General features: G+C 71.8%; 23 protein-coding genes. 10 read left to right on the forward strand and 13 right to left on the reverse strand.

Going from position 1 to position 25,674, the window contains the following annotated elements:
- Positions 1 to 126 precede the first annotated feature (126 nt).
- Together ACZ6QQ_RS12505 and ACZ6QQ_RS12510 are read right to left on the reverse strand one after the other, a co-directional pair.
- Positions 127 to 903, reverse strand: coding sequence for a glucose 1-dehydrogenase (locus ACZ6QQ_RS12505; protein WP_465876080.1), 777 nt, complete (start codon positions 901 to 903; stop codon positions 127 to 129).
- Positions 904 to 1,111: 208 nt separating this feature from the next.
- Positions 1,112 to 3,313 carry a glycoside hydrolase family 44 protein gene (locus tag ACZ6QQ_RS12510; RefSeq protein ID WP_465876081.1) on the reverse strand — a complete coding sequence of 734 codons (2,202 nt, stop codon included), beginning with the start codon at positions 3,311 to 3,313 and terminating at the stop codon, positions 1,112 to 1,114.
- A 261-nt stretch (positions 3,314 to 3,574) separates the two neighbouring features.
- On the opposite strand from ACZ6QQ_RS12510, the gene ACZ6QQ_RS12515 reads away from it, so the two are divergent.
- From ACZ6QQ_RS12515 to ACZ6QQ_RS12525, 3 genes are all read left to right on the forward strand, one after another.
- Positions 3,575 to 4,045, forward strand: coding sequence for a hemerythrin domain-containing protein (locus ACZ6QQ_RS12515; protein WP_465876082.1), 471 nt, complete (start codon positions 3,575 to 3,577; stop codon positions 4,043 to 4,045).
- Positions 4,046 to 4,200: 155 nt separating this feature from the next.
- Positions 4,201 to 5,385 (forward strand): helix-turn-helix transcriptional regulator, encoded by a 1,185-nt coding sequence (locus tag ACZ6QQ_RS12520; RefSeq protein WP_465876083.1) that lies wholly within the window; start codon positions 4,201 to 4,203, stop codon positions 5,383 to 5,385.
- A gap of 47 nt (positions 5,386 to 5,432) precedes the next feature.
- On the forward strand, positions 5,433 to 5,888 hold the full coding sequence (locus ACZ6QQ_RS12525) for an RrF2 family transcriptional regulator (RefSeq protein ID WP_329108837.1): 456 nt from the start codon (positions 5,433 to 5,435) through the stop codon (positions 5,886 to 5,888).
- A 59-nt stretch (positions 5,889 to 5,947) separates the two neighbouring features.
- Here the strand turns inward: ACZ6QQ_RS12525 and ACZ6QQ_RS12530 are convergent, their stop codons facing one another.
- Positions 5,948 to 6,469 (reverse strand): NADPH-dependent FMN reductase, encoded by a 522-nt coding sequence (locus ACZ6QQ_RS12530; RefSeq protein WP_465876084.1) that lies wholly within the window; start codon positions 6,467 to 6,469, stop codon positions 5,948 to 5,950.
- Between ACZ6QQ_RS12530 and ACZ6QQ_RS12535 the strand changes: the two genes are divergently transcribed.
- Together ACZ6QQ_RS12535 and ACZ6QQ_RS12540 are read left to right on the forward strand one after the other, a co-directional pair.
- Positions 6,468 to 6,650: a hypothetical protein gene (locus tag ACZ6QQ_RS12535; protein ID WP_465876085.1), complete on the forward strand. Its 183-nt coding sequence runs from the start codon at positions 6,468 to 6,470 to the stop codon at positions 6,648 to 6,650. The two genes, ACZ6QQ_RS12530 and ACZ6QQ_RS12535, sit on opposite strands and share 2 nt — an antisense overlap.
- Before the next feature lie 348 nt (positions 6,651 to 6,998).
- A complete protein-coding gene (locus ACZ6QQ_RS12540) occupies positions 6,999 to 7,172 on the forward strand; it encodes a DUF4236 domain-containing protein (protein WP_329108835.1) in 174 nt (57 codons plus the stop codon).
- 88 nt (positions 7,173 to 7,260) lie between these two features.
- On the opposite strand, the gene ACZ6QQ_RS12545 is transcribed toward ACZ6QQ_RS12540, so the two are convergent.
- Both ACZ6QQ_RS12545 and ACZ6QQ_RS12550 read right to left on the reverse strand, forming a co-directional pair.
- Positions 7,261 to 8,214 (reverse strand): hypothetical protein, encoded by a 954-nt coding sequence (locus ACZ6QQ_RS12545; RefSeq protein ID WP_465876086.1) that lies wholly within the window; start codon positions 8,212 to 8,214, stop codon positions 7,261 to 7,263.
- Positions 8,215 to 8,283: 69 nt separating this feature from the next.
- Positions 8,284 to 8,805 (reverse strand): VOC family protein, encoded by a 522-nt coding sequence (locus ACZ6QQ_RS12550; protein ID WP_465876087.1) that lies wholly within the window; start codon positions 8,803 to 8,805, stop codon positions 8,284 to 8,286.
- Between the two features lie 46 nt (positions 8,806 to 8,851).
- Between ACZ6QQ_RS12550 and ACZ6QQ_RS12555 the strand changes: the two genes are divergently transcribed.
- Together ACZ6QQ_RS12555 and ACZ6QQ_RS12560 are read left to right on the forward strand one after the other, a co-directional pair.
- Entirely contained in the window at positions 8,852 to 9,328 is a 477-nt protein-coding gene (locus ACZ6QQ_RS12555) for a MarR family winged helix-turn-helix transcriptional regulator (RefSeq protein ID WP_465876088.1), read from the forward strand.
- Between the two features lie 58 nt (positions 9,329 to 9,386).
- Positions 9,387 to 11,465 (forward strand): fibronectin type III domain-containing protein, encoded by a 2,079-nt coding sequence (locus ACZ6QQ_RS12560; protein ID WP_465876089.1) that lies wholly within the window; start codon positions 9,387 to 9,389, stop codon positions 11,463 to 11,465.
- Between the two features lie 79 nt (positions 11,466 to 11,544).
- Here the strand turns inward: ACZ6QQ_RS12560 and ACZ6QQ_RS12565 are convergent, their stop codons facing one another.
- On the reverse strand, positions 11,545 to 13,044 hold the full coding sequence (locus ACZ6QQ_RS12565; protein WP_465876286.1) for a sensor histidine kinase: 1,500 nt from the start codon (positions 13,042 to 13,044) through the stop codon (positions 11,545 to 11,547).
- Between the two features lie 128 nt (positions 13,045 to 13,172).
- The gene (locus ACZ6QQ_RS12570; protein ID WP_465876090.1) at positions 13,173 to 13,829 is read right to left on the reverse strand and encodes a response regulator transcription factor; all 657 of its coding nucleotides are present in this window, start codon (positions 13,827 to 13,829) and stop codon (positions 13,173 to 13,175) included.
- A gap of 94 nt (positions 13,830 to 13,923) precedes the next feature.
- On the opposite strand from ACZ6QQ_RS12570, the gene ACZ6QQ_RS12575 reads away from it, so the two are divergent.
- Positions 13,924 to 15,093 (forward strand): LolA family protein, encoded by a 1,170-nt coding sequence (locus tag ACZ6QQ_RS12575; RefSeq protein ID WP_465876091.1) that lies wholly within the window; start codon positions 13,924 to 13,926, stop codon positions 15,091 to 15,093.
- A 310-nt stretch (positions 15,094 to 15,403) separates the two neighbouring features.
- A complete protein-coding gene (locus ACZ6QQ_RS12580; RefSeq protein WP_465876092.1) occupies positions 15,404 to 17,725 on the forward strand; it encodes a HelD family protein in 2,322 nt (773 codons plus the stop codon).
- A gap of 43 nt (positions 17,726 to 17,768) precedes the next feature.
- On the opposite strand, the gene ACZ6QQ_RS12585 is transcribed toward ACZ6QQ_RS12580, so the two are convergent.
- Positions 17,769 to 18,170, reverse strand: a complete 402-nt coding sequence (locus ACZ6QQ_RS12585; RefSeq protein ID WP_465876093.1) for a hypothetical protein — start codon at positions 18,168 to 18,170, stop codon at positions 17,769 to 17,771.
- Between the two features lie 325 nt (positions 18,171 to 18,495).
- Here ACZ6QQ_RS12585 and ACZ6QQ_RS12590 point away from each other — a divergent pair, with 325 nt between their 5' ends.
- Positions 18,496 to 18,792: a hypothetical protein gene (locus ACZ6QQ_RS12590; RefSeq protein WP_465876094.1), complete on the forward strand. Its 297-nt coding sequence runs from the start codon at positions 18,496 to 18,498 to the stop codon at positions 18,790 to 18,792.
- A 115-nt stretch (positions 18,793 to 18,907) separates the two neighbouring features.
- Here the strand turns inward: ACZ6QQ_RS12590 and ACZ6QQ_RS12595 are convergent, their stop codons facing one another.
- The 5 genes from ACZ6QQ_RS12595 to ACZ6QQ_RS12615 all read right to left on the reverse strand — a co-directional run bounded on the left by ACZ6QQ_RS12595 (position 18,908) and on the right by ACZ6QQ_RS12615 (position 25,456).
- Positions 18,908 to 19,843, reverse strand: a complete 936-nt coding sequence (locus ACZ6QQ_RS12595; protein WP_465876287.1) for a sporulation protein — start codon at positions 19,841 to 19,843, stop codon at positions 18,908 to 18,910.
- Between the two features lie 146 nt (positions 19,844 to 19,989).
- Positions 19,990 to 20,430 (reverse strand): carboxypeptidase-like regulatory domain-containing protein, encoded by a 441-nt coding sequence (locus ACZ6QQ_RS12600; RefSeq protein ID WP_465876095.1) that lies wholly within the window; start codon positions 20,428 to 20,430, stop codon positions 19,990 to 19,992.
- A gap of 129 nt (positions 20,431 to 20,559) precedes the next feature.
- A complete protein-coding gene (locus ACZ6QQ_RS12605; RefSeq protein ID WP_465876096.1) occupies positions 20,560 to 21,534 on the reverse strand; it encodes a trypsin-like serine peptidase in 975 nt (324 codons plus the stop codon).
- Positions 21,535 to 22,469: 935 nt separating this feature from the next.
- Positions 22,470 to 23,870: a cellulase family glycosylhydrolase gene (locus ACZ6QQ_RS12610; protein WP_465876097.1), complete on the reverse strand. Its 1,401-nt coding sequence runs from the start codon at positions 23,868 to 23,870 to the stop codon at positions 22,470 to 22,472.
- A gap of 197 nt (positions 23,871 to 24,067) precedes the next feature.
- Complete coding sequence (locus ACZ6QQ_RS12615; protein ID WP_465876098.1) at positions 24,068 to 25,456, reverse strand: M1 family metallopeptidase; 1,389 nt, start codon at positions 25,454 to 25,456, stop codon at positions 24,068 to 24,070.
- Positions 25,457 to 25,674 lie beyond the last annotated feature (218 nt).

Consider the following 25,674-nt stretch of genomic DNA (forward strand, 5'->3'; position numbering starts at 1 on the left):
GAAACAACACCCTCTTCCCGCCTATCCCCCCCCCCCCCCCCCCCCCCCCCCCCCCCCCCCCCCCCCCCCCCCCCCCCCCCCCCCCCCCCCCCCCCCCCCCCCCCCCCCCCCCGCCCTCGCTTCACCTCAACCGTGCGTGGTGATGCCACCGTCGACCGGGATGACCGCCCCGGTCAGATAGGCGCCGGCCCGCGACGCCAGGTAGATCGCGGCCCCGGCCATGTCGTCGGGCCGGCCGATCCGCCCCAGTGGCACCTGGTGCTCGATCGCCGCGCGGGTATTCGGGTCATCCAACGCGAAAGCCATCATCTTGCTCTCGAACGGACCGGGAGCGATCGCGTTGACCGTGATGTGCTCGGGCGCCAACTGGTGGGCCAGGCTCCGGGTCAGCATGTGCACCGCCGCCTTGGTCGCCGAGTAGGCGTAGACCTCCATCGAGGGCACCCGGATGCCGTCGATCGAGCCGATGTTGATCACACGGGCCGGGTCATCCACCGTCGCCGCACCCCGCAGCGCCGGCAGCAGCGCGGTGGTGAGCGTGAACACCGCCTTGACGTTGACCGCCCAGAGCTTGTCGAACGCGCTCTCCGGGTACGCCTCCAGCGGCGCTCCCCAGGTGGCCCCGGCGTTGTTCACCAGTACGTCCAGCGCGGGCACCCGCTCCGACACCGCCTCGGCCAGCCGCAACGCCCCCGCCGCACTGGAGAGGTCGGCCGGAATCGCCTCACAGCTGCCGAAGTCCGACAGTCGCCGCGCCACCTCGTCGCAGACGTCGGCCCGGCGGGACGAGACGATCACCCGGGCACCGGCCTCGACGAAGCCCCGGGCGATCATCAGCCCGATCCCCCGCGATCCGCCGGTGACCAGCACCGTCTTCCCCTCGACCGCGAACAGTCCCGGCATGCGCACTCTCCCCAGGAATCGCGGTTTGTCACTCTTGTGACATCCATAACTCATCCGATACTGTTCGGTAACTTAGTCGCGGTGCCGCCACCGGGGCAACCCCTCCGGACCCGCCCGTCCCTCGGGTCCGGCCGCGCCCCGGTGGCGCCATCGCACCCCCTGCTCGCCCCGGCCGCGGCCGGACGGGTCAGGGCTGCGGCCGGACGGGTCAGGGCTCCGTGCCGGCCACCCGGACCCCGTCGAGATGCACCGTCACCCGAGGGTTCTCCGCGTAGCCGGGTGCCGCCGGCAGCCAACTGTGGTCGTTCGACTCGGTGAACGCCGCCCAGTCGGCCTTGTTCAGCCGCAGCTTCACCGGCCCGGTACCGGCGCCGACGGCCAACGCCCCGGCCCCCGGCGCGAAGCCCACCTCCAGATACCCGTCCGCCCCGGTACGGGCCACCGCCAGCGCAACCACCCGCCGGGTGACCTTCGCGCAGTCGACCTGCGCCCAGTCGCACCGGACGTCGACCGGTGCCGTACCGCCGTCGCGGGTGAACCAGTAGCGCAGCGTCAGCCGGGACAGGTCCACCGGGACCGTACCCACGTTGTCGAGCAGCAGCACCGGCTTGAGCTGGTTGTCGGCCGGTGCCCAGTCGACGTTCTGGTGCCGTACGGCCAGCCGGGGCAGGACCGCCGGTGGCTTCTCGATCACGAACAGGGTCACCGAGTCGGCCGGGAAGGTGTGGTTGAGGACACCCGAGGGTGCTCCGGCGTACGGCGGCGGGACCAGGATCGGCTCGTCCGGCAGGCGGGTGATCGAGGACGGGTCACTGGCCGCGTACTGGTGGACCTGCGCCTGTCGGGCCTGCCGGCCGCGCAGCGAGACGCTGCTGCGCTGTTCGACCCCGCTCTTGTTGACCACCATCACGGTCAGCGCGCCGTCGGCCGAGCGCTCCGCCCCGTACACCGAGAGGACATCGCGGTCGGCGCTGCCGGCGCGGACCGCGACGTCGCCGAACCGACCACCGGCGCCGTCGTAGTTGCGGTACATCCGGAACGCGTACGCGCCCGGCTGGTCGGCCGACGGCGGCGCCCAGAGGGTGGCCAGGTCGAGCCCCTCCCGGCCGAAGATGCCGAGGATGTCGGCCTGGGTCAGGGCACCGTTGACGTGGTCCAGCGCACCCCAGTTGTACTCGGTGATCGCCGTCTTCGTACCCGGATAGTTCGCCGCCACCAGCTCGCGCATCCGGGGCACCAGCCGCACCTGGGTGTTGATCCAGCTCTCATCCAGGTAGGACGGATCCCAGAGCGCGCGGGTGGAACGCAGCCGCAGGGCGTTGGTGGCCGGGTCCGAGCCGTTGCCGAACGCCACCCCCGACGCCTGCGGGTAGAAGTGCATGTCGAAGTAGTCCAGCACCCGCTGGTCGTGCTCGTCCTCGTACCGCTTCATCTCGCGCAGGTACCAGGTGGTGAACGGCAACCCGTCGCGGGCCGCCCGGTCCGGCGGGTCGGACCAGCACCCGGTACGCCCGCACGTCTCCTGGTCCAGCCCCGAGTAGTCCCACGAACTCCAGCCCCAGCCGACCGGACCGAGGGTGGCCGCGCCCGGATCGGCCGCCTTCACCGCTGCCCCGATCTCGTACGCCCGGTCACGCAGCTCGACCGAGCCGGCACCGAGCGGGTGCACGTCACGGTGGGTGGAATGCCAGATGTCCGGCTCGTTGTCCAGGTTGTAGAACTTCACCCCGCCCTCGGCGGCGGTACCGTACCGGTCGGTCAGGTGCCCGATCCAGTCCCGTACGTACTGCGCGCCGACCGGCACGCTGGTGTCGCGCGGATCGTTGCCGGTGACCGGGGTGCCGTCGGGTCGCAGCCCGTTGCCGCAGTCCGGCCGCCACTCGTCGGTGCGCTGCTGCGCCCCGTACTTCGCCACCGAGAAGCCGCACGAGCCGTCGCGGGCCTTCGGCGCCCAGCCGATCAGCGGCACGGTGAGGATGGTGTCGGCGCCGGTCCGCCGGTCCTGCTCGACGAACCGGTCGGTGGTCGACCCGTCGGGCAGCGCCTCCGGGTTCTCGTTCGCCTCGGCGATGTTCTCGAAGAACCAGTCCGAGGCCCGGTTCGTGGTGTCGTGACGGTAGTGGTAGCGGGTGGTGGCGTTGCCGCCCCAGCGGCGTACCGGAAGATCCAGCTCGGCGGCGAGCGCCTCGTCGGCGAAGTTCATCCCGTAGATGTGCGGGCTGATCGGCTGCCGGTCGGCGGTGAGGTCGATTTCCAGCGCCGGCCCGACCGCGGCCGGCCCGACGGGCGGGGTGCCCGGAACGGGACCGGCCGGTGCCGGCCCGGCGGGTACCAGTGCGGCGGTGGTGGTGACCAGGGTGGCGACGAGCAGACCGGTGACGGCGACCGGTGGGATGGTTCGGTGGCGCATGGGCGGACTCCCGGAGATCCCGGCGCCCGTACGGGCGCGACGGACGGTGGTGGCGGGGCGGGGCAGGCGTGATCGCCGAGGCCGCTCCCGGTGTGCTTCGTCCAGCCCGGACTGCGGTCACGTTACCGACCACCGACCGACACGGTCAACGATCGACGTCGATGGCCCACCGACCCTCTCCGTTTGGCCGCACACGAGGGCGGGTACGCCCCAGCCGGGCGCGGTACGAGCGACTGCTCGGGGCTCCGGGAGGATGGAACGATGACCGACGCGGTAAGCCTGATCCAGCAGGACCACCGGGTCCTGGAGAAACTGCTCCACCAACTGCGGGACCCCGACGTCGACCGGGTCGCGGTGGTGGACGAGGTCACCGCGCGGCTGGCCGCGCACCGGCGGGCCACCGAGCAGGTCTATCCCGTGCTCGCCGGGAAGGACGGCTCGACCGGTCAGGCCGCACAACCGGCCCCCACCATGCCCGATCTCGGCCCGGCCGAGCAACGGCTGGACGTGCTGCGCTCCAGCGACCCGGAGAGCGACACCTTCGAGGAGGCGCTGCGGGAGTTCGGCGACGCGGTCACCCACCACATCCAGGTGGAGGAGACCGAGGTGCTGCCGACGTTCGCGATCGACGACGACCCGACACTGCTCGAACGCGCGGGCGCCACCTTCGACGCCGAGCGGGTCCACGAACTGCGGGTGTACGGCATCGACGACCCGACGCCCGGTCGGTAACCGCCGCCGGTGGCGGGCCTGGCCCGACCCGCCGTACGACAACGGCCGCCGGCCGGGTTCGTCCCGGTCCCATCCGGTCAGCGCAACGGAGTCGATCAGTCACGCCTCGGCGCGCGCAGATGCGCTCTGCCTGAGCTGCCGCTACCGTCAGGCGGATGGTCCGTTTCGGTCAGACTTCCCCCGACACGGCCGGGTCCGCTCCCGCATCGGGATGGGCGGGCATCGGCACCACGACGCTGCGCGAGTTGGCGGTCGATCCCGGCCTGAGACGGCCACTGCTGCTCGACCATCACGTGCTGGTCCTGGTGACCGTCGGGCACGGGACGTACGAGGTCGACTTCCGCACGTACCAGTGCCGGCCCGGCACGCTGATCCTGGTCCGGCCGGGGCAGCTGGTCCGGGCCGACGGCCCGACCGGGCTGGACGCGGTGGTGATCTGCTGGACGGGCGACGCGTTGTCCCGGCTCGCCCCCGACGGCGGCACCGGTCTCCCGTTCGGCGCCGTCCAGTGGCAGCTCGCCGGGGAGGACCAGGACGCGGTGATCAACGAGGTGAGCCAACTCGTGGTCGACTGCCAGCGCCACGGCGGCGGGCCGCTCGCCGCCGACCTGCTCCGCCACCAGCTCGCCGTGCTGCTGCTCCGGCTCGCCCTGCTGTCCCCCGGTCCGGAGTCCGGGAGCGTACCGGCGGCAGCGCCGCCGTCCGCCGTACCGGTACCGGGGCCGCCGACGAACGCGGAGACGACCGAGACCTACCGGCGGCTGCGCCGGGAGATCGAGGAGCACTACCGGACCAGCCGGCGGGTGGAGGACTACGCCGCCCGGTTGAGCTGTTCGGTGCGTACGCTCACCCGCGCCTGCCTGGCGGCGACCGGCCGCAGTGCCAAGCAACTGGTCGACGACCGGGTGGCGTTACAGGCCCGGCGGCTGCTGGCGGCGACCGACGAGCCGATCGCCGACGTCGGGCGCCGGCTCGGCTTTCCCGAGCCGACCAACTTCGGCCGGTTCTTCCAGCGCGAGGTGGGGCAGAGCCCGGGTACGTTCCGAGCCGGTCTGAAGCGGGGCGATCCGCACGCCCGCCCGGACGCGGTGCCGCCGCTCGGCGGCACCGGCCCGTTCGGCGGGACCGGCGCACTCGGCGGCAACGGCAGCTCGCCGGGCGGCGACAGCGCGGACGGTGGCGGCAACGGGGCGGCGGGCGACGGCGAATCGACGGGCGGCAACGGGGCGGCGGGCGGTGGTGGTAACGGGGCGGCGGGTCGGCAGCGGGTGCCGGGGCAGCGTCCGGTCGGGCCGGGTCCGCTGGTCGGGTCGCCGCCGCGGACGTCGGTGTCGCGGTAGCGCGAGCCTGGTGCCTGCCCGATTGCGTCCGCAGGCATGATGGTGTCGTGCAAATCTCAGCGCGCGGCGACTACGCGGTCCGGGCGGCACTGAGTCTCGCCTCGGCGTACCCGTCGCTGATGTCGGCCCAGGCCATCGCCCAACAGCAGGACATGCCACGCAAGTTTCTCGAGGCGGTGCTTGCCGACCTGCGCCGGGCCGGCATCGTCCGGGCGCAACGGGGCGCGGAGGGCGGCTACACGCTGGCCAACCCACCGCGCGAGGTCAGCGTCGGGACGATCCTGCGCGCCGTCGACGGCCCGCTTGCCGGCGTACGGGGGCTGCGCCCCGAGGAGACCCGGTACGACGGCGCCGCCGAGAACCTGCCCCGGCTCTGGGTCGCGGTCCGGGCGGCGGTCCGCGACGTGGTCGACGAGGTGAGCCTGGCCGAACTGGTCAGTGGTCGGATGCCCGCGCACGTACGGAAGCTGACCACCCGGCCGGACGCCTGGCAGCCGCGCTGACCGGGCACCCGGACGGGTCGCACCGAGGCCGCCCCGATCGGGCGGGGGCGGGCCGCCGGTCAGGCCGACAGTCGTACCGCCCGACGGGCCGGTAGGGCGGGCCGGTCGCCGAAGAGCCGGGCCGCGTACGCCAGCGCCACCGCTCTCGGCCGGGCCACGAGGGTGTCCGGGACCAGCAGCGGTGGGTCCACCACCGACGCGCCCAGGGCGGTGAGCCACTCCGCGAGTTGGCGGTGTGTCTCGTGGGTGCCTCGTGGCTCGGGCGCGGTCACCACCGGCACCGCGCCGATCCCGAGCAGGCCGGTGGCGGGTAGGGCCTCACCGAGGAGCTTGAGTACGCCCGCGTAGCCGCCCTGCCGGGTCGGTGTGGCGACCACCAGCAGATTGGCCCGACGGACCAGGTCCACGGCCCGGGTGACCTCCGGGCTGTCGGGGGTGAGCAGGTGCGGGGCCAGCCAGGCGAGGTCGACGGTGACCGGTGCCGGTTGGCCGAGGTGGGCGGCGACCGCGGCACTGACCCGTTCGGCCAGGTCCAGGGTGGATGACTGGGGGCGCGGATCGCCGGACACGGTGACGATCATGGTGTCCTCCTCGGCGCAACTGGGCCGACTCACCCGGAGAGGGGCGGCGGCCGGATTCCACAGCGGATGTGGGAGCGTGGTCGCGCGGACAACGATGGCCGACGACCTGAGCGGAAGCGTCGCCAGCGGTGGCTGCGCGGCACGGGGTTGGAAGCAGCTCGACAGCGGGGGCTGGCGGTGACCTGCCGGACAAAGTGGCCGCAGGGGAAGTGGCCGTGGGAAATGGATTGACGGACTCGGCCCGTCATCGCCTCCCCCCATGCTGCCGCCGCCAGGTGAACCGGTCAACCCCCATCCACCATTCGGGACATTTGATCAGCTACCCGCTCGACCTGCGACATGATGCCCAGAAAAACACCTCAATTCCCATGTGTAATATAGGAGTATATATCGACGTTCCTCGTGGTGAGCAGGCACCCTGCCGGCACCCGAGTGTCCGGTGAGGACCGAAACAGGTTTGCCGGACCGGTGTCGGGGGAACCTTCGATCCATCCCCCGACACCGACATATTCACGAAGGGACCACGGCCATGGGTCTGATGTTCCGCAAGCGCAAGAAGTACGGCCCACTGATCCTGAACTTCACCGAGAACGGCTTTTCCTCGTGGAGCATCAAGATCGGACGCTGGTCGTGGAACTCCAGGGCCCGCGCGCACCGCGTCGACCTGCCCGGACCCCTGTCCTGGAAGCAGGACAAGCGCTGAGCACGAACACCCGGATGCGGGGCCGGCGAACAGCCGGCCCTGCACCGTGTCCGGGGTAGGGAACGGCCAGCTCCGGGTAGGGGAACGGTCAGCCGGCCGGCGACGGTTGCTCCGGCACCGGTGCGACCGCCTCGACCCGTACGTCGCCGCCGAGCCGCCCGGACGAGGGTTCACGGCTGACCAGACCGGCGGCGAGCAGCCCGGTCAACGCGCGGTTGGCATCCTCCGCCCGGTAGACGGTCCGGGTGGCGGTGAACAGGCGCAGCTCGGTGACCGTGGCGGGTCCACCGGCGGTGAGCCGGGCCAGCAGGCGGGACCCGAGCGGGTCCGGGGACGGAGCCGGCGTCACGTCCACCGGCCGCCCCGGATGATGCGGGTCGCGGTAGCGTACGCCACCGCCACTGCCCGCCGCCCAGATCCCGTCCTTGAACGCCTCCAACCGCTTGCCGGACGAGGTGCCGAAGACCACCAGCCGCGTCCCGTGTTCCGGCTCACCCGCCGAATCGGGCCCGTCGACCAGTTCCACCTCGGTCACCAGGTCGAACCCGGCTGCCGGCAACGTCACGCGGTGCTCCGACCCGACACGGGCCCGGTCACCGAGCACCAACAGGACCTCGGTCGGGCGTCCGGCGGCCAGTGCCGCGAACGTCGCCGGGGACGGCGCCGGGCCGTCGGTCGCGTCCAGCACCGCCAGCACCGGGGCACCGGCCGCGCCGGCCGCCTTGAGCACCACCGCCAGCCGGTCCGGGGCACCGGGTACGGCGTACACGCTCACCTCGGCGGGCAGGCCGGTCTGGTCGGCGCCGAGCCCCGGATCGCCCGGTCGGGCGGCGAGCACCACCACCGCCAGCCGGCGTCCCCGCAGCGACTCGGCGAGACCGGTGAAGACCCGCAGCAGCGAGCCGACCGTGCCGGTGTCCAGGCCGTCGTAGGCGTACACGAGGGTCGCCCGGCGGCCCCGGTGCAGGGCACCCGGCGTCCACTCGGCAACCTGGCGAACGACCAGCTCACGGACGAGGGCGGCGATCGGATCGGGAACCATGCTGCGGTTCTACCGTGCCGCCCGGTGCGGTGTCACATCCGTGCCGGCCGAAGCGCCCCGTACCGCCGCTCAGGCCGGTACGGAGATGCCGACGCCGCCGCGCGTCTGGCCGCCGTACCGCTGCTTCTCGCGGTCGAGGTCGAGCCGGCCGATCCGCTTGCGCGCGGCGAGCGCCGCGTCGTCGAGCCGGTCGGCCGGAACCAGCCAGACCACCTCGAACTCCAGCCCGTCGGGGTCGCGGGCGTAGAGGCTCTTGGTGGTGCCGTGGTCGGAGCTGCCGCTGAGCGCGCCGGCCGCGCCCAGCCGGACCGCGGTGGCCTCCAGTTCGTCCAGCGTGTCGACCTCCCAGGCGAGGTGGTACAGCCCGACTGTGCTCCGGCCTGCGGCGGAGGGTCCGGCACCCGCACCCAGCTCGAACAGGCCGAGGTCGTGGTCGTTGGTGGAGCCCGGCGCCTGGAGGAAGGTGGCGCCGGCGAAGTTGTCCGGGGTCATCGCGACCGGCCGGAAGCCGAGCACGTCACGGTAGAAGGCGACGCTGCGGGCGAGGTCGCTGACGAAGAGGACGGCGTGGTTGAGCCGGTGGATAGCCATGCGACCACGGTAACGCGAGATAGTTGAGCGTTCAACCAACACGGCTATGCTCTGCGTCATGACCCGGTGGCTAGATCCCGACGAACAGCGCACCTGGCGGGCCTTCCTCGCCGCGACCAAGGCACTGATGGAGGCCCTCGACCGGGAACTGCAACACGATGCCGGCATGCCGCACGCCTACTACGTCATCCTGGCGCACCTCTCCGAGGCACCCGGACGCCAACTGCGGATGAGCGAACTCGCCGACCTGGCCGGGGCATCGCGCAGCCGGCTCTCGCACGCCGTCGGACGGCTGGAGCAGTTCGGCTGGGTACGGCGCGAGGACTGCCCCACCGACCGGCGCGGGCAGAACGCCGTACTCACCGACGAGGGGTTCGCCGTACTGGCCGCCGCCGCGCCCGGCCACGTCGAGGGCGTACGCCGGCACCTGTTCGATCCGCTCAGCCCAGCACAGATCGACCAACTGCGGCGGATCAGCGAGGCATTGGTCGACCATCTCGACCCGAAACGTCCGGCATCATGACCAAACTGCCCCCCAACGGCCCCTTGTACTGAACGTCGCTGGACCAGCACGATGGGACGTGTCTCCCGGCTTCGGCGATCTCACCCCTCAGGCGCAACAGCTCGTGGCCGCCGGCGATCTGGCCGGCGCGCAGGAACTGCTCGGTGCCGCCCTCAACAGCGCCGATCCCAGCCCCGCGCACGCCTCGCCGGAACTGGCCGAGGCAGCCGGGCTGCAGGCAAGGGTGCTGGTCGCCCTCGGCGAACCGCACTCCGCGCGCGGCTGGGCCGCGTTCGCGTACGCCGCCGCCGACCGGCTCTACGGCCCGGCCGACCAGCGTACGGTCGCCAGCGCGGCCACCCTCGCCGCCGTCCTGCACCGGGTCGGCAGCCATGAACGGGCGGCCCGGCTCTACCGCGACGTGATCATCGAGCTGACCGCGACCGACGGCCCGGAGTCCCTGCGGGTGCTCGCCGCACATGCCGACCTGGCCACGGTGGAGTACGCCCAGGGCGAGTGCCAGCTCGCCCGCAACCGGCTCGAAGACGCCTGGGAACTGCACCGCGAGGTGTACGGCGACGGCCACCTCAGCGGGATCAGGATGCTCGCCCGGCTCGGCTCGATGCAGCGCGACTGCGGGCACTTCGCCGAAGCACACGAGCATCTCGCCCTGGCCCGGGAACTGTGCCGCGAGCACCTGCCCGCCGACCATCCGCTCGCCACCCAGGTGGCGGCCCTCGCCCGAGCGGCGGCGAATCCCGACCACAGCTGCCACGACGGCCAGTCACCCGATCCCGCCGCCTCGGAGGGCACCCGCACCACCGGAGCGACCGACGCCCACCCGCCCTCCACCAGCGCCTATCCGAGCCCGGCGGACACCTATCCGGGCCCGACCGGCACCTCCCCCGTCACCGCCTACCCGGGCCCGGCCGACACCGCCACCGCCTACCCGGGCCCGGCCGACACCGCCACCGGCTATCCGGGACCGGGCGACAGCTCCTCGGTGGACGCGTATCCCCTCCCGGCGGAGAGCGGCGCCACCTACCCGGCCGCCGCCGACACGTACGCCGCCGCGGCCGACGCGTACCCGATTCCAGCTGGCAGCCGGGCCGCGCCGACCGAGCCGCCGCCGCTTCCTCCCCCGCCCCGGATGCCCCCACCCCGCGTGCCGCCGCCCCGGCTACCGGTCGACCACGGTCCGTTCGGCCCCGGCGCGTCCCCGGCCGACGCCGTCTACCCGCCGTCGGACGATCGCCTGCCGGACCGGGACAACCAGTGGTGGCCGCCGGACCGGGCCGAGGCCGACGATGCCGAAGACGTTCACGACGGCCTCGACGACCAGCGGGCCGGCTGGACCTCGACCGGGCGGGCCGGTTGGCGGACCGGCCATCCGGGCGACCCGGACGACGACTCCTGGGCCCGCGAGCCCACCGGAACCGACCGGGCGCACGCACCGGCCGGCGGCGGCTGGGACCACCCGCCGACCGATGGCGGCTGGAACAACGGCCCGGCCGGTGGCGGTTCGTCCCCGCTACCCCCCGGTGTGACGGGCGAGGCCGGCGGCCGGGACCCGGCCCGCGAAGCCGGTGCGGGCAGCGGAAGCGGTTATCTGCCGGAACGCCGGCCGCAGGCGAAGGTCCCGGTCCGGATCTACCAGCCACCGCGCCGGCCACTGCGCCGAAGCCTGCCGGTCATCCTCGCCGGCCTGGTGGTGGTGCTGCTCGGCACGGTCGCCGTGGTCGCCGGGTTCGCGCTGACCAGCGACTCGGACCCGGACCCGACCGGCCCCGCCGAGCCGACGCCGAGCGGCCCGGCCGCGAGCGCCACATCCGGGGCCACCGCACCCACCGCACCGGTCGCCGGACCGCAGGTCTCCCCCGGTGCGCCACCCACCGCCCTGGCGATCCGGGACAGCCGGGACAGCGTGAACCTGAGCTGGATCTACCCGGCCGGCGCCGAGGGACCGGTGGTGGTGTCGGCCGGACGGACCGGCCAGGACCCGCGGGCCATCTACGAGCTGGCACCCGGCGCGACCAGCTTCATCGTCTACTCCCTGAACCGGAACACCGACTACTGCTTCACCGTGGCCGTCGTCTACTCGGTGGACCTGGTCGGGCGGACCAAACCGGTCTGCACCAACCGATCCGGCGCCAGCTGAGCAGCGCCACCGCCGGGCCGGGCAGAACGACGGCGGTGAGCCGGATGACCGGCCGTGGCCCGGCAGCGCACGACGGCGGTCAGTCGGGCGGCCCGGCCACCGCCGGCAGCCGCACCTCGACCCGCAGGCCGGGACCGGGGCCGGGCCCCGGACCACCGCTGCCGGCATGCACGTCGGCCAACCGGACCGTGCCGGCGTGCGCGTCGGCCAGTCGGATCGAGTCCGCGGGCACGTCCGCCAACCGGACCGAGTCGGCATGCACGTCCGCCAACCGGATCGAGTCGGCGTGCGCGTCGGCCAGGTGGATCGTGCCGCCCTGGCGGCGTACCAGTTCACGGACGATGGCCAGGCCCAGGCCGGCGCCGCCGTCGTCGCGGGTACGCGCGTCGTCCAGCCGGGTGAACCGGTCGAACACCCGGTCCCGGTCCGCCACCGGAATGCCCGGACCGTCGTCGGTGACGCTCACCAGGTGCCCGTCCGCACCGTCCCGCCGCTGCGGCAGCACGGCCACCACCACCTCGCCCACCGCGTGCCGTACGGCGTTGTCGAGCAGGTTCGCCAGCACCCGGTCCAGCGCGTCCGGCTCCCCCTGCACCCACACCGGCCCGTCCGGCGGTTCGAAGCGCACCGGCGGCGCCGGGTACCGCTGCACCACACCGCCGACCAGTGCCACGAGGTCGACCGGGCCACTCGACCGACGTGGCCGGGGCGTTGCGTCGTCCGCACGGGCGAGCAGCAGCAGGTCGTCGACGAGCCGGCTCAGCCGCTTGGTGTCGGCGAGCAGGTCGTCGGCGACCGCCGGCCAGTCCGTACGGCCACCGAGGTGCTGCGCCACCTCCAACTGCGTACGCATGTTCGCCAGCGGGCTGCGCAGTTCGTGGGCGGCGTCGGCGACGAAGGCCCGCTGGCGTACCCGGGCCGACTCCAGCCGGTCGAGCATTCCGTTGAGGGTGACCGCCAACCGGTGGATCTCGTCGCGGGACGCCGGAACCGGCAACTGTCCCGGCCGGGCGCCACCGGTGATCTCCTCGGCCCCGGCCCGCAACGCCTCCACCGGACGCAGGGTCGCCCCGATCACCCGCCAGGCGACCACCGCGAGCAGGACCAGCAACAGCGGGAACCCGACCATGAGGATGGTCCGTACCATCTTCACGCTGTGCGCGACGTCGGTCATCGACTTCGCCACCAGTACGGTCTGCGGGTCGTGCGCCGGTCCCGCCGGCACCGCGACCACGCGTACCGGGCCGGTCAGGCCGATCTGCCGGCCCGGAATGTAGACCCCGGACCGACCGTGGGTGCGGGCGAGCTGCTCCGGGTTGAGCATCGGCACCAGGCGATCGGCGTCGATGCTGGCGGCCAGAATCCGTGACCGCTGGTCGATCACCTGCACCCGTACCTCGGCGCCGGCGACCGGAAGCGGGTCCGGCAGGGCATTCTCGGCGGCCAGCATGGCGACCGCGTCGGCGGTCTTGAACGCCTCGGTGTCGACGGTGCGTTGCAGCGTCCAGCCGAGCGCGCCGACCAGCAGCGCCCCACCCACGAACAGCCCGGCGGCCAGGCCCGCGACCCCGATCACCATCAGCCGGGTACGCAGGCTCAACGTCAGGGAGAAGCCCCTGCGGCCGGCAGATCGGCCGGCCCGGACCCGGCCGTCGTTCGACGAGGAGTCGGAGAGGGCCGACCGGCGACGCGGCCCGGTGCGCGGGCTCATGCGGTCAACCGGTAACCGGCGCCCCGCACGGTCTGGAGGCGGTCCCGGCCGATCTTGCGGCGCAGGTAGCCGACGTAGACCTCGACCGCGTTCGGCGCGGTCTCCAGGCTGGCGTCCCAGACGTGGTCCAGCAACTCGGTCTTGGAGACCACCTGACCGGCCCGGCGCAGCAGGTACTCCAGCACGCCGTACTCCCGGGCGGTCAGGTCGATCTCGGCGTCGCCCCGGGTCACCCGCCGTCGGGCCGGGTCGAGGCTGAGGTCCCCGAGGGTCAACACCGCCGGTCGCTGGGGTGCGCCCCGACGCAGCAACGCCCGGAGCCGGGCCAGCAGCACGACGTACGAGAAGGGTTTGGTCAGGTAGTCGTCGGCACCGCAGTCCAGCCCGTCGGCCTGGTCGTACTCGCCGTCCTTGGCCGAGAGCATGAGCACCGGCAACCACTGTTCCTCGGCCCGCAGTTGGCGCACCACCCGGTAACCGGACAGACCCGGCAGCATCACGTCGAGGATCATCGCGTCGTAGCCGCCGTGCCGGGCGAGGTCGAGCCCGGTCAGGCCGTCACCGGCCACGTCGACCGCGAACCCCTCGGCCTGCAGGCCACGCTGGAGCGCCGCGGCGAGCCGCGCCTCGTCCTCCACCACCAGCAACCGCACCCGCCAAGGGTGCCACCGCCAGCGAGCCGGGCCACACCACTTCTCAGCCGGACCACAGCACCGGCAGGGCAACATGAGAGGCAGGAGGTGCTACATGTCAGTTTTCACGAACCGTCCGGCCCTGCGCTGGCTGGTGCCGGTCGCGGCGGCGGCGGTGGTCGTCGGTGGCGGCGCCGCGATCGGCACGCTCAGCGCGAACGCCGAGCCGGCGCTACCGCCGCGTACCGCCGCCCAACTTCTGGTCGACCTGCAAACCGCCCAGGTCGAGGGCTTCTCCGGCACGGTGGTGCAGCGGGCCGACCTGGGTCTGCCCGTCCTGCCGGGCATCGGGGGGTCCGGCAGCTCCGACCTGACCGCGCTCGTCTCGGGTACGCACACCCTGCGGGTCTGGTACGCCGGCCCGGACAAGGCCAGGGTGGCGTTGCTCGGCACCCTCGGGGAGAGCGACGTCATCCGCAACGGTGCCGACGTGTGGACCTGGCGCAGTCAGGGCAACGAGGCCACCCATCACCGTCTGCCCGCCTCGCTGACCGACGGCGAGTCCGGCCCGACCGGCACGTCCGGCCTGACCGGTGAGTCCGGCACGGCCGGGCTGCCGTCGACCCCGCAGGAGGCGGCCGACCTGGCGTTGGCGGCGATCGACCCGAGCACCGAGGTGACGGTGGGCCGGTCGGCGACCATTGCCGGGCGGGACGCGTACGAGTTGGTGTTGCGGCCCCGGGACGCGGCCTCCCTGGTCGGCCAGGTCCGGATCGCCATCGACGCCAAGGAACACCTGCCGCTGCGGTTCGAGCTGTTCGCCACCGGCAGCGAGGAAGCCGCCTTCGAACTGGCCTTCACCCAGGTCGACTTCAACCGGCCCGGCGACAGCCAGTTCACCTTCAACCCGCCGCCGGGCACGAAGGTGACCGAGAGCACCGGTGACCGGGGCACGCGCCAGCCGCACGACAAGGGCGCGGCGGCGGACGGGCCGACAACCGTCGGCACCGGCTGGACCACGGTCGTGGTCGGGCGGGTGCCGGCCGACGTCGCGGCCGGGAAGCTTCCGGCGGCCGAGGGCGGCGCCCAGGCGGGCGGCCCGCTCGGTTCGCCGGATGTGCTGGGCAACCTGCTCGACGCGTTCCCCAAGGTGAGCGGCGACTGGGGCAGCGGGCGCCTGTTCACCACCAAGCTGGTCAACGTCCTGCTGCTGGACGACGGCCGGGTGCTGGCCGGTGCGGTCACCCCGCAACGTCTGTACGAGACGGCCGGCGCGCCGCGCTGACCGCAGTTGTGCTGACCGCAGCCGCGTTCTGACGCGGTCGGACCCGATCCGCCGGTCGGTGTCGCCCCCACGGGCGATGCCGACCGGCGGAACTCGTTCGGGGGCGAACGGGCGGCACGGCGGTGGGCCGGATCGGGAGGGGAACGCCGATCGGGCCGATAATGGTTTCGACGATCGGCCGGACCCACGGCACCGACCGATAGGACCATGGTCGGAGCAGCCGTGGTCGCGCTATGTTCGTCATTTGAACACAAAAAAGAACGGCACAGTAATGCCGTTCTCACAACATCTTAGCTAATGGGGAGAAGGTTTGTCAAGGTACTCCGACACCTCGGATGACCAGCACGCCGACGAGATCGGCCACGAGCAGGATTACGTCTCCCTGCTCTACGGCCGCCTCGACCGGCTGCGCGACCGCGCCGCACAGCGCCTGGCCGGGCAGTTGCGCAGCGTCGGCGGCACGCAGCAGGCCCGCTCCCAACGGGACAGCACGATCGCCATGTACGCCGAGCAGGTCGAGCAGTACGGCGCCGTGGAAGATGGTCTCTGTTTCGGGCGACTCGACGTCGACGAGGGCCCGCCGCGCTACATAGGCCGGATCGGCATCTTCGACGAGGACGGCGAGTACGAGCCACTGCTGATCGACTGGCGGGCTCCGGTCGCGCGTTCGTTCTACCTCGCCACCGCCGCCTCACCGGACGGGGTCCGGCGCCGCCGGCACATCCGTACCCGGTTCCGGAAGGTGACCGGGATCAACGACGAGGTGCTCGACCTCGCCGCGGCCCGCAAAACCGAGCACGAGGGGCTGACCGGTGAAGCCGCCCTGCTGGCCGCCGTCAACGCCAGCCGGACCGGCAGGATGGGCGACATCGTGCAGACCATCCAGGCCGAACAGGACCGGGTGATCCGCGCCGACCTGCCCGGAGTGCTGGTCGTACAGGGTGGACCGGGCACCGGCAAGACCGCGGTGGCGCTGCACCGGGCGGCGTACCTGCTCTACACCCACCGGCAGCAGCTCTCCACCCGGGGCGTGCTGGTGGTCGGCCCCAACGCCACCTTCCTGCGCTACATCTCGCAGGTGCTGCCGACACTGGCCGAGACCGGCGTGCTGTTGCGTACGGTCGGCGAACTCTTCCCCGGCGTCACCGCGACCCGGACCGAACCGGCGGCGGTGGCCGAGATCAAGGGGCGGCCGGTGATGACCGAGTTGCTCGCCGCCGCCATCCGCGACCGCCAGCAGGTGCCCGAGGACGGGATGGACGTGCTGGTCGAACGGGACACCCTGCGGCTGGACCGGCAGACGGTGCTCGCCGCCCGGGAACGCGCCCGCCGGTCCGGCCGCCCGCACAACCTGGCCCAGCCGCTCTTCGACATCGAGATCATCCACGCGCTGGCCCGACAGGTCGCCGAGCGCATCGGCGCCGACCCGCTCGGCGGGGAGAACCTGCTCGAAGAGGCCGACCTCGCCGAGATCCGGCGCGAGTTGCGCGAGGAGTCCGGGGTGCAGGACGCGCTGGCCGAGCTCTGGCCGGTGCTCACCCCGCAGCAACTCCTGTCCGACCTGCTCGGCTCCGCCGAACGGATCACCGCCGCCGGGGCGGCACTGGTCGGTCACGGATTGACCGAGGCCGAACTGGAGCTGCTGCACCGGGACCGGGACGGCGGCTTCACCCCGGCCGACGTACCGCTGCTCGACGAGTGCGCCGAACTGCTCGGCGAGGACGACCGGTCCGCGCGGGCGCTCGCCGACCGGGAGCGCCGGCTACTGATCGAGTACGCCGAGGGCGCGCTGGAGATCGCGCTCGGCTCCCGCTCGATCGACACGGAGGACGAGGCGGAGGGCGGCGAGATCCTCACCGTCACCGACCTGCTCGGCGCGGACGAGTTGGCCGAACGGCAGGAGACCGGCGACCGGCTCACCACCGCCCAACGGGCCGCCGCCGACCGGAAGTGGGCCTTCGGGCACATCATCGTCGACGAGGCACAGGAACTCTCCCCGATGGCCTGGCGACTGCTGATGCGCCGCTGCCCCAGCCGGTCGATGACGGTGGTCGGGGACGTGGCCCAGACGGGCGCGCTCGGCGGCGCCGCGTCGTGGCGGCAGGTGCTGGGGCCGTACGTGGCGGACCGGTGGCGGATCCGGGAACTGAGCGTCAGCTACCGCACGCCGGCCGAGATCATGGCGGTCGCCGGCCGGGTGCTGGCCGAGATCGACCCGACGATGGAGCCGCCCCGGGCGGTACGCAGCACCGGCGTACCGCCGTGGGACGTGCGGGTGGAACCGGACGACCTGGCCACGCGCCTGGTCGAGTGCACGCTCGCCGAGGCCGGTGCGGTCGACGACGGTCGGCTCGGCGTGATCGTGCCCGAGAGCCTCGTCGCCGAACTCGGCCGGGTCGTCACCGACGCGGTCCCCGAGGCGGCCATCGGCGAGCACCCCGAGTTGGAGAGCCGGGTGGTGGTGCTGACCGTGCCGCAGGCCAAGGGGCTGGAGTTCGACTCAGTGCTGGTGGTGGAGCCGGACCGGATCGTGGCCGAGTCACCGCGCGGGTACAGCGACCTCTACGTCGCGCTCACCCGGGCCACCCAGCGGCTCGGCGTACTGCGCACCACCGGGGCGCCGCTGGGCTGATCCGACCCGGCTGGGCTGATCCCATCCGGCTCGGGCGGTCGCGTCACCGGTCGGTGAAGTTGCCGACCTGGCTGGCGTCACTGGACTGGTCGCTGGTGGAGCCACCGGCCGGCGTACCCATCCCACCGGTGGTGGCGTCGCCGGTGGTGGTCGGCGCCACCTTGCCCCTGCCCCGTGGCGGGCCGGTCCGGCGAACACTCGCCGGGCCGGCGGTGCCTCCCGTGGTGGTCACCATGCCCCGTGGTGTCCGGGTCGGTCCGCCATCGCGCCAGACGCCGGTATCGGTATTCGCGTCCGCCGGGTCGTCGACGTCCCGTGTCTGGGCTTCCCGCCGTTCGTCGCCCGGCAGGGTCACCTCGTCCGTCGCGGCTGGTCCGTACTCGCCCCGACCGACCCGATCCTCGGCCCGCCGGGCCGACTGTCGTTTCTCGTCGTCTCCGCGCACGTCACACCACCTCAATGGGAACCATCCGGACCCGCTGCCTGCCCGTGCGGCAGCCGACTAAACGGTTGCCGGCCCGGCCCCGAGCGGGGGCGACCCGATCGGCGCCCGGTCGTTTGCCGGTGGATGGGTCGGGTAGCCAGGTGGTGCCGCCCTCACCTCGGGCCGACTGGACCGTGGCCGAGGGAGCAACCAGTAAGCCTCATCGAATCCTGAGGAGGAAAAGATGAGTACGCAGACTCCGTCCAGGTCGTCACAGCGGCCGATGTCGGACCAGCCCACCATGAACCGACCCATGTCGGATCAACGGAATATGCAGGGTTACGACATGGACATGTCGAACCAGCAGATGCCCGACCAGCGGATGATGGGTAGGCGCGGTGGTGGAAACCCGGGTAGCGAGACCAAGCCCGCGTTCCTGACCACCGAGTTCTACGTCTTCCTGGCTGCCGTCGGTGGCGTGATCGCCGCCTCGGTCATCATCGGGAACGACAACTCGGGCCTCGATGTGTTCCGCGCGGACCGGGCCTGGTTCTTCATCGCCCTGCTGAGCATCGGTTACATGCTCAGTCGTGGTCTCGCGAAGGCCGGTAGCAAGTCACGGTGGCGCGGTGACGACCGTTAACAGTACGGCGTCCGGCATCACCGGAACCGGGTAACCCCTGAGCATCACGGTGCCGCGGTCGTCAGGTTCTCCCTGGCGACCGCGGCACCTTCACGTTTCGTGAACGAACTTCGGGTCACTCCCCGAAGTCGCCGCCGTCGTCGCCGCCGAACGCGTCGTCCAGCATCTCACCGGCGATCATGCCGCCGCCGAAGCCGAGCGCGGCACCGGCGACAGCGCCACCGATCCCGCCGTGCCCACCGTGGTAGCCGTGCGAACCCTGCTTGGCCCGGCTGCCGTAACCGGAGATGGTCTCGTTCAGCCAGCCGTCGACCTGACGGGTCCAGTCGACCGCCTCGGCACCGGCGTGCGGTACGGAGTAACGGCCGAAGCTGTCGTGCCCACCGCTGAACAGGCCGCCGCGCTTGTCACACTCGATGATCACGTCGACGCTGTACTGGTTGGTGACGAAGGTGAGCTCGACCTCGCGTACGACGTGCGAGTACTGCGGGGCGGCGAAGAACTCGATCTCCTGGTAGAACGGGAGCGTCTGCTGCACCCCGCGGATGTGACCGCGTTCCAGGTCGGCGCCCTTGAACCGGAAGCCGAGCTGGTTGAACGCCCCGAGGATCCGCTCGTGCACCGGCAACGGGTGCACCGACACCTGGTCGAGGTCGCCCTTGTCCACCGCGCGGGCGATCGCCAGCTCGGTGCGGAGTCCCATGGTCATGCCGTGCAGGCGCTGACCGTAGACGTCGGTGATCGGGGTTTCCCACGGCACCGGGAGCTGGAACGGGATGCTGAGCTGCTGGCCGGCGGCGAGCTGGAGCGCGCCGGTCACCGGCAGCCGGTGGAACTCCATCGTGCCGGCGTACTCGTTGTCGCCGGACTCCATCTCGACCCGGGTGACCAGGGCCAGGCTGATGTGTTCGATGTTGGCCGCGGCGTCCCCACCGCGGAGGTTGACCTGGCCGTCGAGCACCAGGCCGGGTCGGGTGTTCGGGTTGGACAGCACCGTGTCCACGCTCGGACCGCCGACACCGAGGGCGCCTAACAACTTCTTGAAGACCATGGGCTCTGACACCATCCACCGTGGATCGACGTACGACGTATCACACCGTAGTGGGGCTCCCTGTGAGGTAGCTGAGAGCAGCCGGATCGTCACCTGTGCGTTCCGTAACCTGAAAGTCCGTCATCGAATCCGGCCGGTCGGCGTGGTCAGCCGAGGACGAAGTCGACGGTGGCGGTCTGGCCGACGGTCACCGTGACGGTCTGCGGTGCGGCCCGGCCGGTGATGGTGGAGCCGGCCGGTGGCTGGGCCTGGAACTCGTACCGGCCGGGGGCCAGGGTCCACCGGAAGGTTCCGGCTTCGTCGGTGGTGACGAGCAGTTCCGGGATCGCCCTGGCCGGGTCGTCGAGGGATTTCGGGTGGACCGCCACGCCGGACACGGGTGCGCCGTCGGTGGCGAGGACCCGGCCGGTGACCGTACCCCGGTTGGTGGCCTGGCCGGAGTCGGCCGCCGGGTCGGACGCGGAGATCGGCGAGTCGCCGCCCGGCCCGCCGGCCGAGCCGGGGCCGCCGGCGGGCTGGGCGCAGGCCGAGAGTACGGCGACCGCGAAGAGCGCCGAGACGAGGACGCGAGTACGAGTTGACCGCATTGGTAGCTCCTTAAGATGATCTGGACCATATGACGCGCGAGCGACGCCTGCGGTTCCGTCCCGATCACAGTCGGTGAGCGGCAGCCGGGTGGGCCGGAGGAAAGTCCCCCGGCCCACCCGTTTGATCGGTCAGGCAGCCTTCCAGGCCTGCAGGTTGTTGAACCTCGCCTCGGTGATGCGGGTTCCGTGGTTGTACGTGTTGTGCGGGTACCCGATGTGCGGGAAGCCGTACGCGTGGATCCCCATCGAGCAGTAACCGGTGCACCATGGGCTGCCCGCGGCCCGGTTCTGGTAGATCGGGCTGCCGCTCATGCCGCCGGTGGTGTCGTTGCTGTAGAAGATCTGGTTCGCCTGGCTCACCGCGACCGTCCGGGCCACCGAGTCGCCCCGCCACTGCTGGCCGAACGGCTTCTCACCGGGGTAACCGTTGATCAGGGTGCTGGCACCGGCGAGGCTCGCCGCCTGCCACCAGTAACCGAACCAGCCGGTGGTGTAGCCGATGGTGCAGTTCAGCTTGATCGCGCCGTAGTCGTACGCCTCGTCGCCGCTGACCGTCCAGCCGGTCACCGAGTAGAGCTGCCGGACCGTGCACGACCCGTACGGCGCCAGGGAACCGTTGCGCCCCGGCCAGACGGTGAGCTGGCCGGTGTACCACGAACCACCGCTGCCGCCGGTGTGTACGCAGTGCCCGGCGGTGGCCACGATGTCCGGGCCGTACATCCAGCCGGTGCAGTGCGCCCCGCCGCTCCGCGTGATCATGACGACGGCGCGGGCCGGGAACGACGTGGTCGGGTTGATCTGGATCCGGTTGTCCGGACCGAAAATGGACTCCGTACCGAGCGCGGTGGTCGAGGAGCCGGTGGGTGCGATCACGTTCGTACCCGCCGTCGTGCCCGTGCCGACGTAGCTCGACGTGCCGCCCACGGCGGCCCGGTTCGGCACCGACAGGCGCGAGCCGTCGCTCGCGACCGGCGTGTCGGGTCGGACCGTGGACCGGGCCGCGCCCGCCGGGGCGGTCGCGACGGTCAGGCCGGTCGCCATGATGGTCACGACCACCGTCATCCCGCGCAGCCAGGTTCGACCCAGCCCTTTTCCTGTATTCATTCGGGAACTCCCTTTCCCTCACGTATCCGGGCTCGAATGAGCACGGCGATATTCGGCCCAAACCCTCGGCTCGGCCGGATATTCGAAACTGATAGCGGCCTCGGTCCACCGGCGTTCACCTGCGGGCCAAGCCGGGAGCCGGTCGTCAACCGGTTGCCGGGGCAGACTGCCCAGACAAACTCGACTCGGCACCCCCTCGCGGCGGGCTACCACTCCCACCTGCTGATATCGCTCACTGTAGAGTCACGATTACAGAGAGGGAAGGGAGCTGCGGCGGCTTTATCGGGGTATACCGTGTCAGATCCGCGACAAGGCGTTAAACCCCATCGGTACGGTAGAAGTCGCTCTGCCGTCCGGAATTCGTGGCCGGGTGATCGTTCACGTTCACCCGCCACCGAACCGCCCCGCACCACGCGGAGCACGACTCCCGGACGGACCCGCCGTACGGGTGTGACCACCAGCTTCGCGCGCTCGACCGGCCTGCGGGCGAATGGGACGCGGCCGGGTCCGGGGCGCGGATCCATTCCGCCCGCCCCGGTGCCGATGCAATAAAGGCGACAATGCGCAAGTCAATTATCGGCGAATCCGGTCGGGCCCGGAGACCGCCCGGATCGCGGCCCCGCGACCGGGTCCGGAGATTACCCGGAAGGCATCCCCGCGACCGGCGCCGGAGATTGCGCGGAACCGGCTCGGGCAACCGGGATCGGAGATTACGCGGAACCGGTCCGGGCAACCGGGATCGAAAGCGCCGGATACCGGTGTCGGGGAACGCGTCCGGGCCCGCCGGAAGCACCTCGGGAGGCCCATACGGGAAAGGCCGGTGGCCGGATCCCGAGAAAGGATCCGGCCATCGGTGAGCGAAGTCGGTCGAGCCGGTCGGCCCCGATGCCATGGGAGCCGAGCGGGTCGACCTCGACGGAGTTACCTCCGGTGGATCAACTCGCCGTGCAGCGCAGGGTCGGTACGCCGTTGGTGCCGTTCCACGTACCGACGAAGCCGAAGCTCGTGCCGGCACCGGCGCCCAGGCTGCCGTTGTAGGCCACGTTCCGGGCGGTGACCGCCGACCCGCTGCTGGTGACCGTGGCATTCCAGGACTGGCTGACGGTCTGCCCGTTGCCGAAGGTCCAGTTCACCGTCCAACCGCTGATCGGCGCCGTACCGGCGGTGACGCGTACGTCGCCCTGGAAACCGCCCTGCCACTGGCCGGTGACCGCGTACGTCGCGGTGCAGGTGCGCGTACCGGCGGGCGGCGTGCTCACCGGCGGGGAGGTCGGCGGGGTGGTGGGTGGCCGGGTGGTCGGCGGAGTGGTCGGCGGCCGGGTGGTCGGCGGCGTGGTCGGGTTGCCGCCGTAGACGCTCGCCTCACGGGAGGTCTGCCGGATGCCGTTCGCCCCGTTGAAGATCCGCTGGCCCCAGGAGGTCAGGCTGGCGGCGTCGAAGTTCGTCACCATGTCCAGGTACTCGACCCCGCCGCCGTTGCCGCTCCACGACCAGCCGATGTAGCCGATCCCGTTGGCCTGCGTGTAGGACATGATCGTGTCCTCGTCCGGGTTGCCGTCGGAGTGGTTGTGGCCGAACTCGCCGACCACGATCGGCAGGTTGGCGCTGCGGAACCGGCCGAGATAGTCGGTGATCTCGGCGGCGGTGTCGAAGACGCCGTACATGTGGACGCTGAACACCGTGTTGCGGTCCGGGTCGCTGTCGAACACCGACTGCGCGTTGTCGCGCATGATGAACTGCCAGTCCTGGCCCCAGTGCGGGGCGTCCACCATGATCGTGTGGTCGAAGCCGGCGTTGCGCAGCCGGGTGATCGCGTTGCGGGTGGCCGTCGGCCAGGTGGCGCTGACGGTGGCGTTGTTGCCGAACGGTTCGTTGCCGATGTTGAGGATCACGTAGCGCTCCTGGCCGGCGAGCGCGCTCTGAATGTTGATCCAGTAGCTGACCGCCTGGTCGAGGGTGATCGCCGCGCCCTCCTCGCCGTACCCGGTGGTGTCGTGCACCTCCAGTACACAGATCAGCCGGTTCTGCTTGCAGATGGAGATCACGTTGGACACGTCGGCGGCGGTGTTCTGCGTCCAGCGGGCACCACTGCTCAGCACCACCCGGACGGTGTTCGCGCCGAGCGCCTTGATGCTGGCGAATGAACCGGTTTGGTTGGCGTACCAGGTGTGCGCGTGGCTCACCCCGCGCATCACGAACGGGTTGCCGTTGGCGTCGATCAGCTGCCCCCCGCTCACCGTGAAGCCGGCGGCGGCGTGCGCCGGCTGGATGAAAATGAGTACGGAGACAACGAGGGTGAGCAGCACCGTGACGGCGACGGAGACACGTGTTTTCATGGCCTACCTCAGGAAGAGCCCCGGAACGGGGAGGGGACGTGAGGGTTCGGCAACTGCTGCCCGGCAGCTGCCACCCGGCTTCCTGCGGCGCACGGATCAGAGTAGGGGCATGGATCGATGAACGCAACCGGTTAAGTGGGCCACGAGCGGGCCTCCCGTCGCGGCTCGGCGACGGCGGGAGGCCCGCTCGCGCGGTGTCACCAGGTGGTGGGCTTGCCCGGCGTGTAGACCCAGGTCTGGAAGAACGCGCCCAGCCGCTGGCCGGAGATCCGCTCGGCGAGCCGGACGAAGTCGGGGGTGCCGACCGTGCTGTCGCGGTTCGCCGCGTACCAGGTGCGGAGCAGGGTGAAGAAGGCCCGGTCGCCGATCTTCTCCCGCAGCGCCTGGAGGGTCATCGCGCCCTTGGTGTAGACCGAACCGGCGAACAGGTTGTCCGAGCCCGGGTCACCCGGCGGCGGGTTCCAGATGCCGGAGGTGTCCGGACGGGCGTAGTAGGTGTCGAACCGGCTCGCCGCGGTGGTCCCGCCGGTGTGCTCGGTCCACAGCCACTCGGCGTACGTGGCGAAGCCCTCGTTGAGCCAGATCTCCTGCCAGCGCTCCGGGCTCACGCTGTTGCCGAACCACTGGTGGGCCAGCTCGTGGGCGACCGTACCCTCGGACGGCGGGCCGGAGTAGATCGGCCGGGTCTGCGTCTCCAGGGCGTAGCCGGCGTCCTCGTCGTCGTCGATGATCGCCCCGAACGAGGTGAACGGGTACGGCCCGAACAGCCCGCTGAAGTACGAGATCATCTCCGGCGTACGGGCCAGGTTGGCGGCGGCGTCGGCCGGCAGGTCCCGGTCGACCGCGTCGATGATCGGCAGTCCCCGTGGGCCGGTGCTGCGCCGCAGGTCGTAGTCGCCGACCGAGGCGGTGGAGAGGTAGCTGGCCATCTGGTCGGTCGCCCGCCAGGTGAAGGTGGTCCAGCCGCCCTTGGTCCGCCGGTCGACCAGCTCACCGTTGGCCACCGCCGTCTTGCCCTCCGGGACGGTGATCCGGAAGTCGTAGCTGGCCTTGTCGGTGGGGTGGTCGTTGACCGGGTACCAGGTCGACGCCCCCTCGGGCTCGTTGGCGACGAAGGAGCCGTCCGGGGTGGAGACCCAGCCGTAGAGCGCGCCCTCGTTGTCGGTCGGTTGTCCGGTCGTACCGTCGTAGCGGACCACGACGGTGAAGCGGTCGCCGGAGGAGAGCTCGCGCCGGGGCGAGATCCGCAGCTCCTGGCCGTCCCGGTCGAACCGCGCCGACCGCCCGTCGACGGTGACCGAGCGGACGTCGAACCCGCGCAGGTCGAGGTTGAACCGGCTGAGCCGGTCGGTGGCCCGTGCGCTGATGGTCGCCACTCCGACGAAGGCCCGGGTCGCGGGCTGGTACCGGATTTCGAGTCCATAGTGTCGTACGTCGTATCCGCCGTTGCCGGCGAGCGGGAAGTAGCCGTCCCCGGCCCCGGGGGCGCCGACCCGGCTCTTGCCGGCACTGGCCGGAACCCCGGTGACGGTGAGGGTGAGGGTCGCCGCTGCGACGACCGCCGTGATCCGTCGAATCATGTGCATAGCGCGTCACGCTAGTGCCGGCGCTCGGACCAGGGAAGAGACCCGGCCGAACGGTACGCAGGGTGAACCCCCGCATGGCGCCGGGTGCGCGGGGGGGGGGGGGGGGGGGGGGGGGGGGGGGGGGGGGGGGGGGGAAAGAGCACCACAAACAAAAAGCGGGGGGGCAAGAGGGGGTGGCGGGGGTGGGAGGGAGAGCGAACAGCCAACCCCAAAAAAAA

The sequence above is a fragment of the Micromonospora sp. NPDC049529 genome (assembly GCF_055586685.1).

Bases quoted from the DNA above. Each gene is read 5' to 3' on its own strand.
- ACZ6QQ_RS12505 (WP_465876080.1), bottom strand. From the start codon at position 903: ATGCCGGGACTGTTCGCGGTCGAGGGGAAGACGGTGCTGGTCACCGGC.
- ACZ6QQ_RS12510 (WP_465876081.1), bottom strand. From the start codon at position 3,313: ATGCGCCACCGAACCATCCCACCGGTCGCCGTCACCGGTCTGCTCGTC.
- ACZ6QQ_RS12515 (WP_465876082.1), top strand. From the start codon at position 3,575: ATGACCGACGCGGTAAGCCTGATCCAGCAGGACCACCGGGTCCTGGAG.
- ACZ6QQ_RS12520 (WP_465876083.1), top strand. From the start codon at position 4,201: ATGGTCCGTTTCGGTCAGACTTCCCCCGACACGGCCGGGTCCGCTCCC.
- ACZ6QQ_RS12535 (WP_465876085.1), top strand. From the start codon at position 6,468: ATGGTGTCCTCCTCGGCGCAACTGGGCCGACTCACCCGGAGAGGGGCG.
- ACZ6QQ_RS12530 (WP_465876084.1), bottom strand. From the start codon at position 6,469: ATGATCGTCACCGTGTCCGGCGATCCGCGCCCCCAGTCATCCACCCTG.
- ACZ6QQ_RS12540 (WP_329108835.1), top strand. From the start codon at position 6,999: ATGGGTCTGATGTTCCGCAAGCGCAAGAAGTACGGCCCACTGATCCTG.
- ACZ6QQ_RS12545 (WP_465876086.1), bottom strand. From the start codon at position 8,214: ATGGTTCCCGATCCGATCGCCGCCCTCGTCCGTGAGCTGGTCGTTCGC.
- ACZ6QQ_RS12550 (WP_465876087.1), bottom strand. From the start codon at position 8,805: ATGGCTATCCACCGGCTCAACCACGCCGTCCTCTTCGTCAGCGACCTC.
- ACZ6QQ_RS12555 (WP_465876088.1), top strand. From the start codon at position 8,852: ATGCTCTGCGTCATGACCCGGTGGCTAGATCCCGACGAACAGCGCACC.
- ACZ6QQ_RS12565 (WP_465876286.1), bottom strand. From the start codon at position 13,044: ATGGTGATCGGGGTCGCGGGCCTGGCCGCCGGGCTGTTCGTGGGTGGG.
- ACZ6QQ_RS12575 (WP_465876091.1), top strand. From the start codon at position 13,924: ATGTCAGTTTTCACGAACCGTCCGGCCCTGCGCTGGCTGGTGCCGGTC.
- ACZ6QQ_RS12590 (WP_465876094.1), top strand. From the start codon at position 18,496: ATGGACATGTCGAACCAGCAGATGCCCGACCAGCGGATGATGGGTAGG.
- ACZ6QQ_RS12595 (WP_465876287.1), bottom strand. From the start codon at position 19,843: ATGGTCTTCAAGAAGTTGTTAGGCGCCCTCGGTGTCGGCGGTCCGAGC.
- ACZ6QQ_RS12600 (WP_465876095.1), bottom strand. From the start codon at position 20,430: ATGCGGTCAACTCGTACTCGCGTCCTCGTCTCGGCGCTCTTCGCGGTC.
- ACZ6QQ_RS12605 (WP_465876096.1), bottom strand. From the start codon at position 21,534: ATGAATACAGGAAAAGGGCTGGGTCGAACCTGGCTGCGCGGGATGACG.
- ACZ6QQ_RS12610 (WP_465876097.1), bottom strand. From the start codon at position 23,870: ATGAAAACACGTGTCTCCGTCGCCGTCACGGTGCTGCTCACCCTCGTT.
- ACZ6QQ_RS12615 (WP_465876098.1), bottom strand. From the start codon at position 25,456: ATGCACATGATTCGACGGATCACGGCGGTCGTCGCAGCGGCGACCCTC.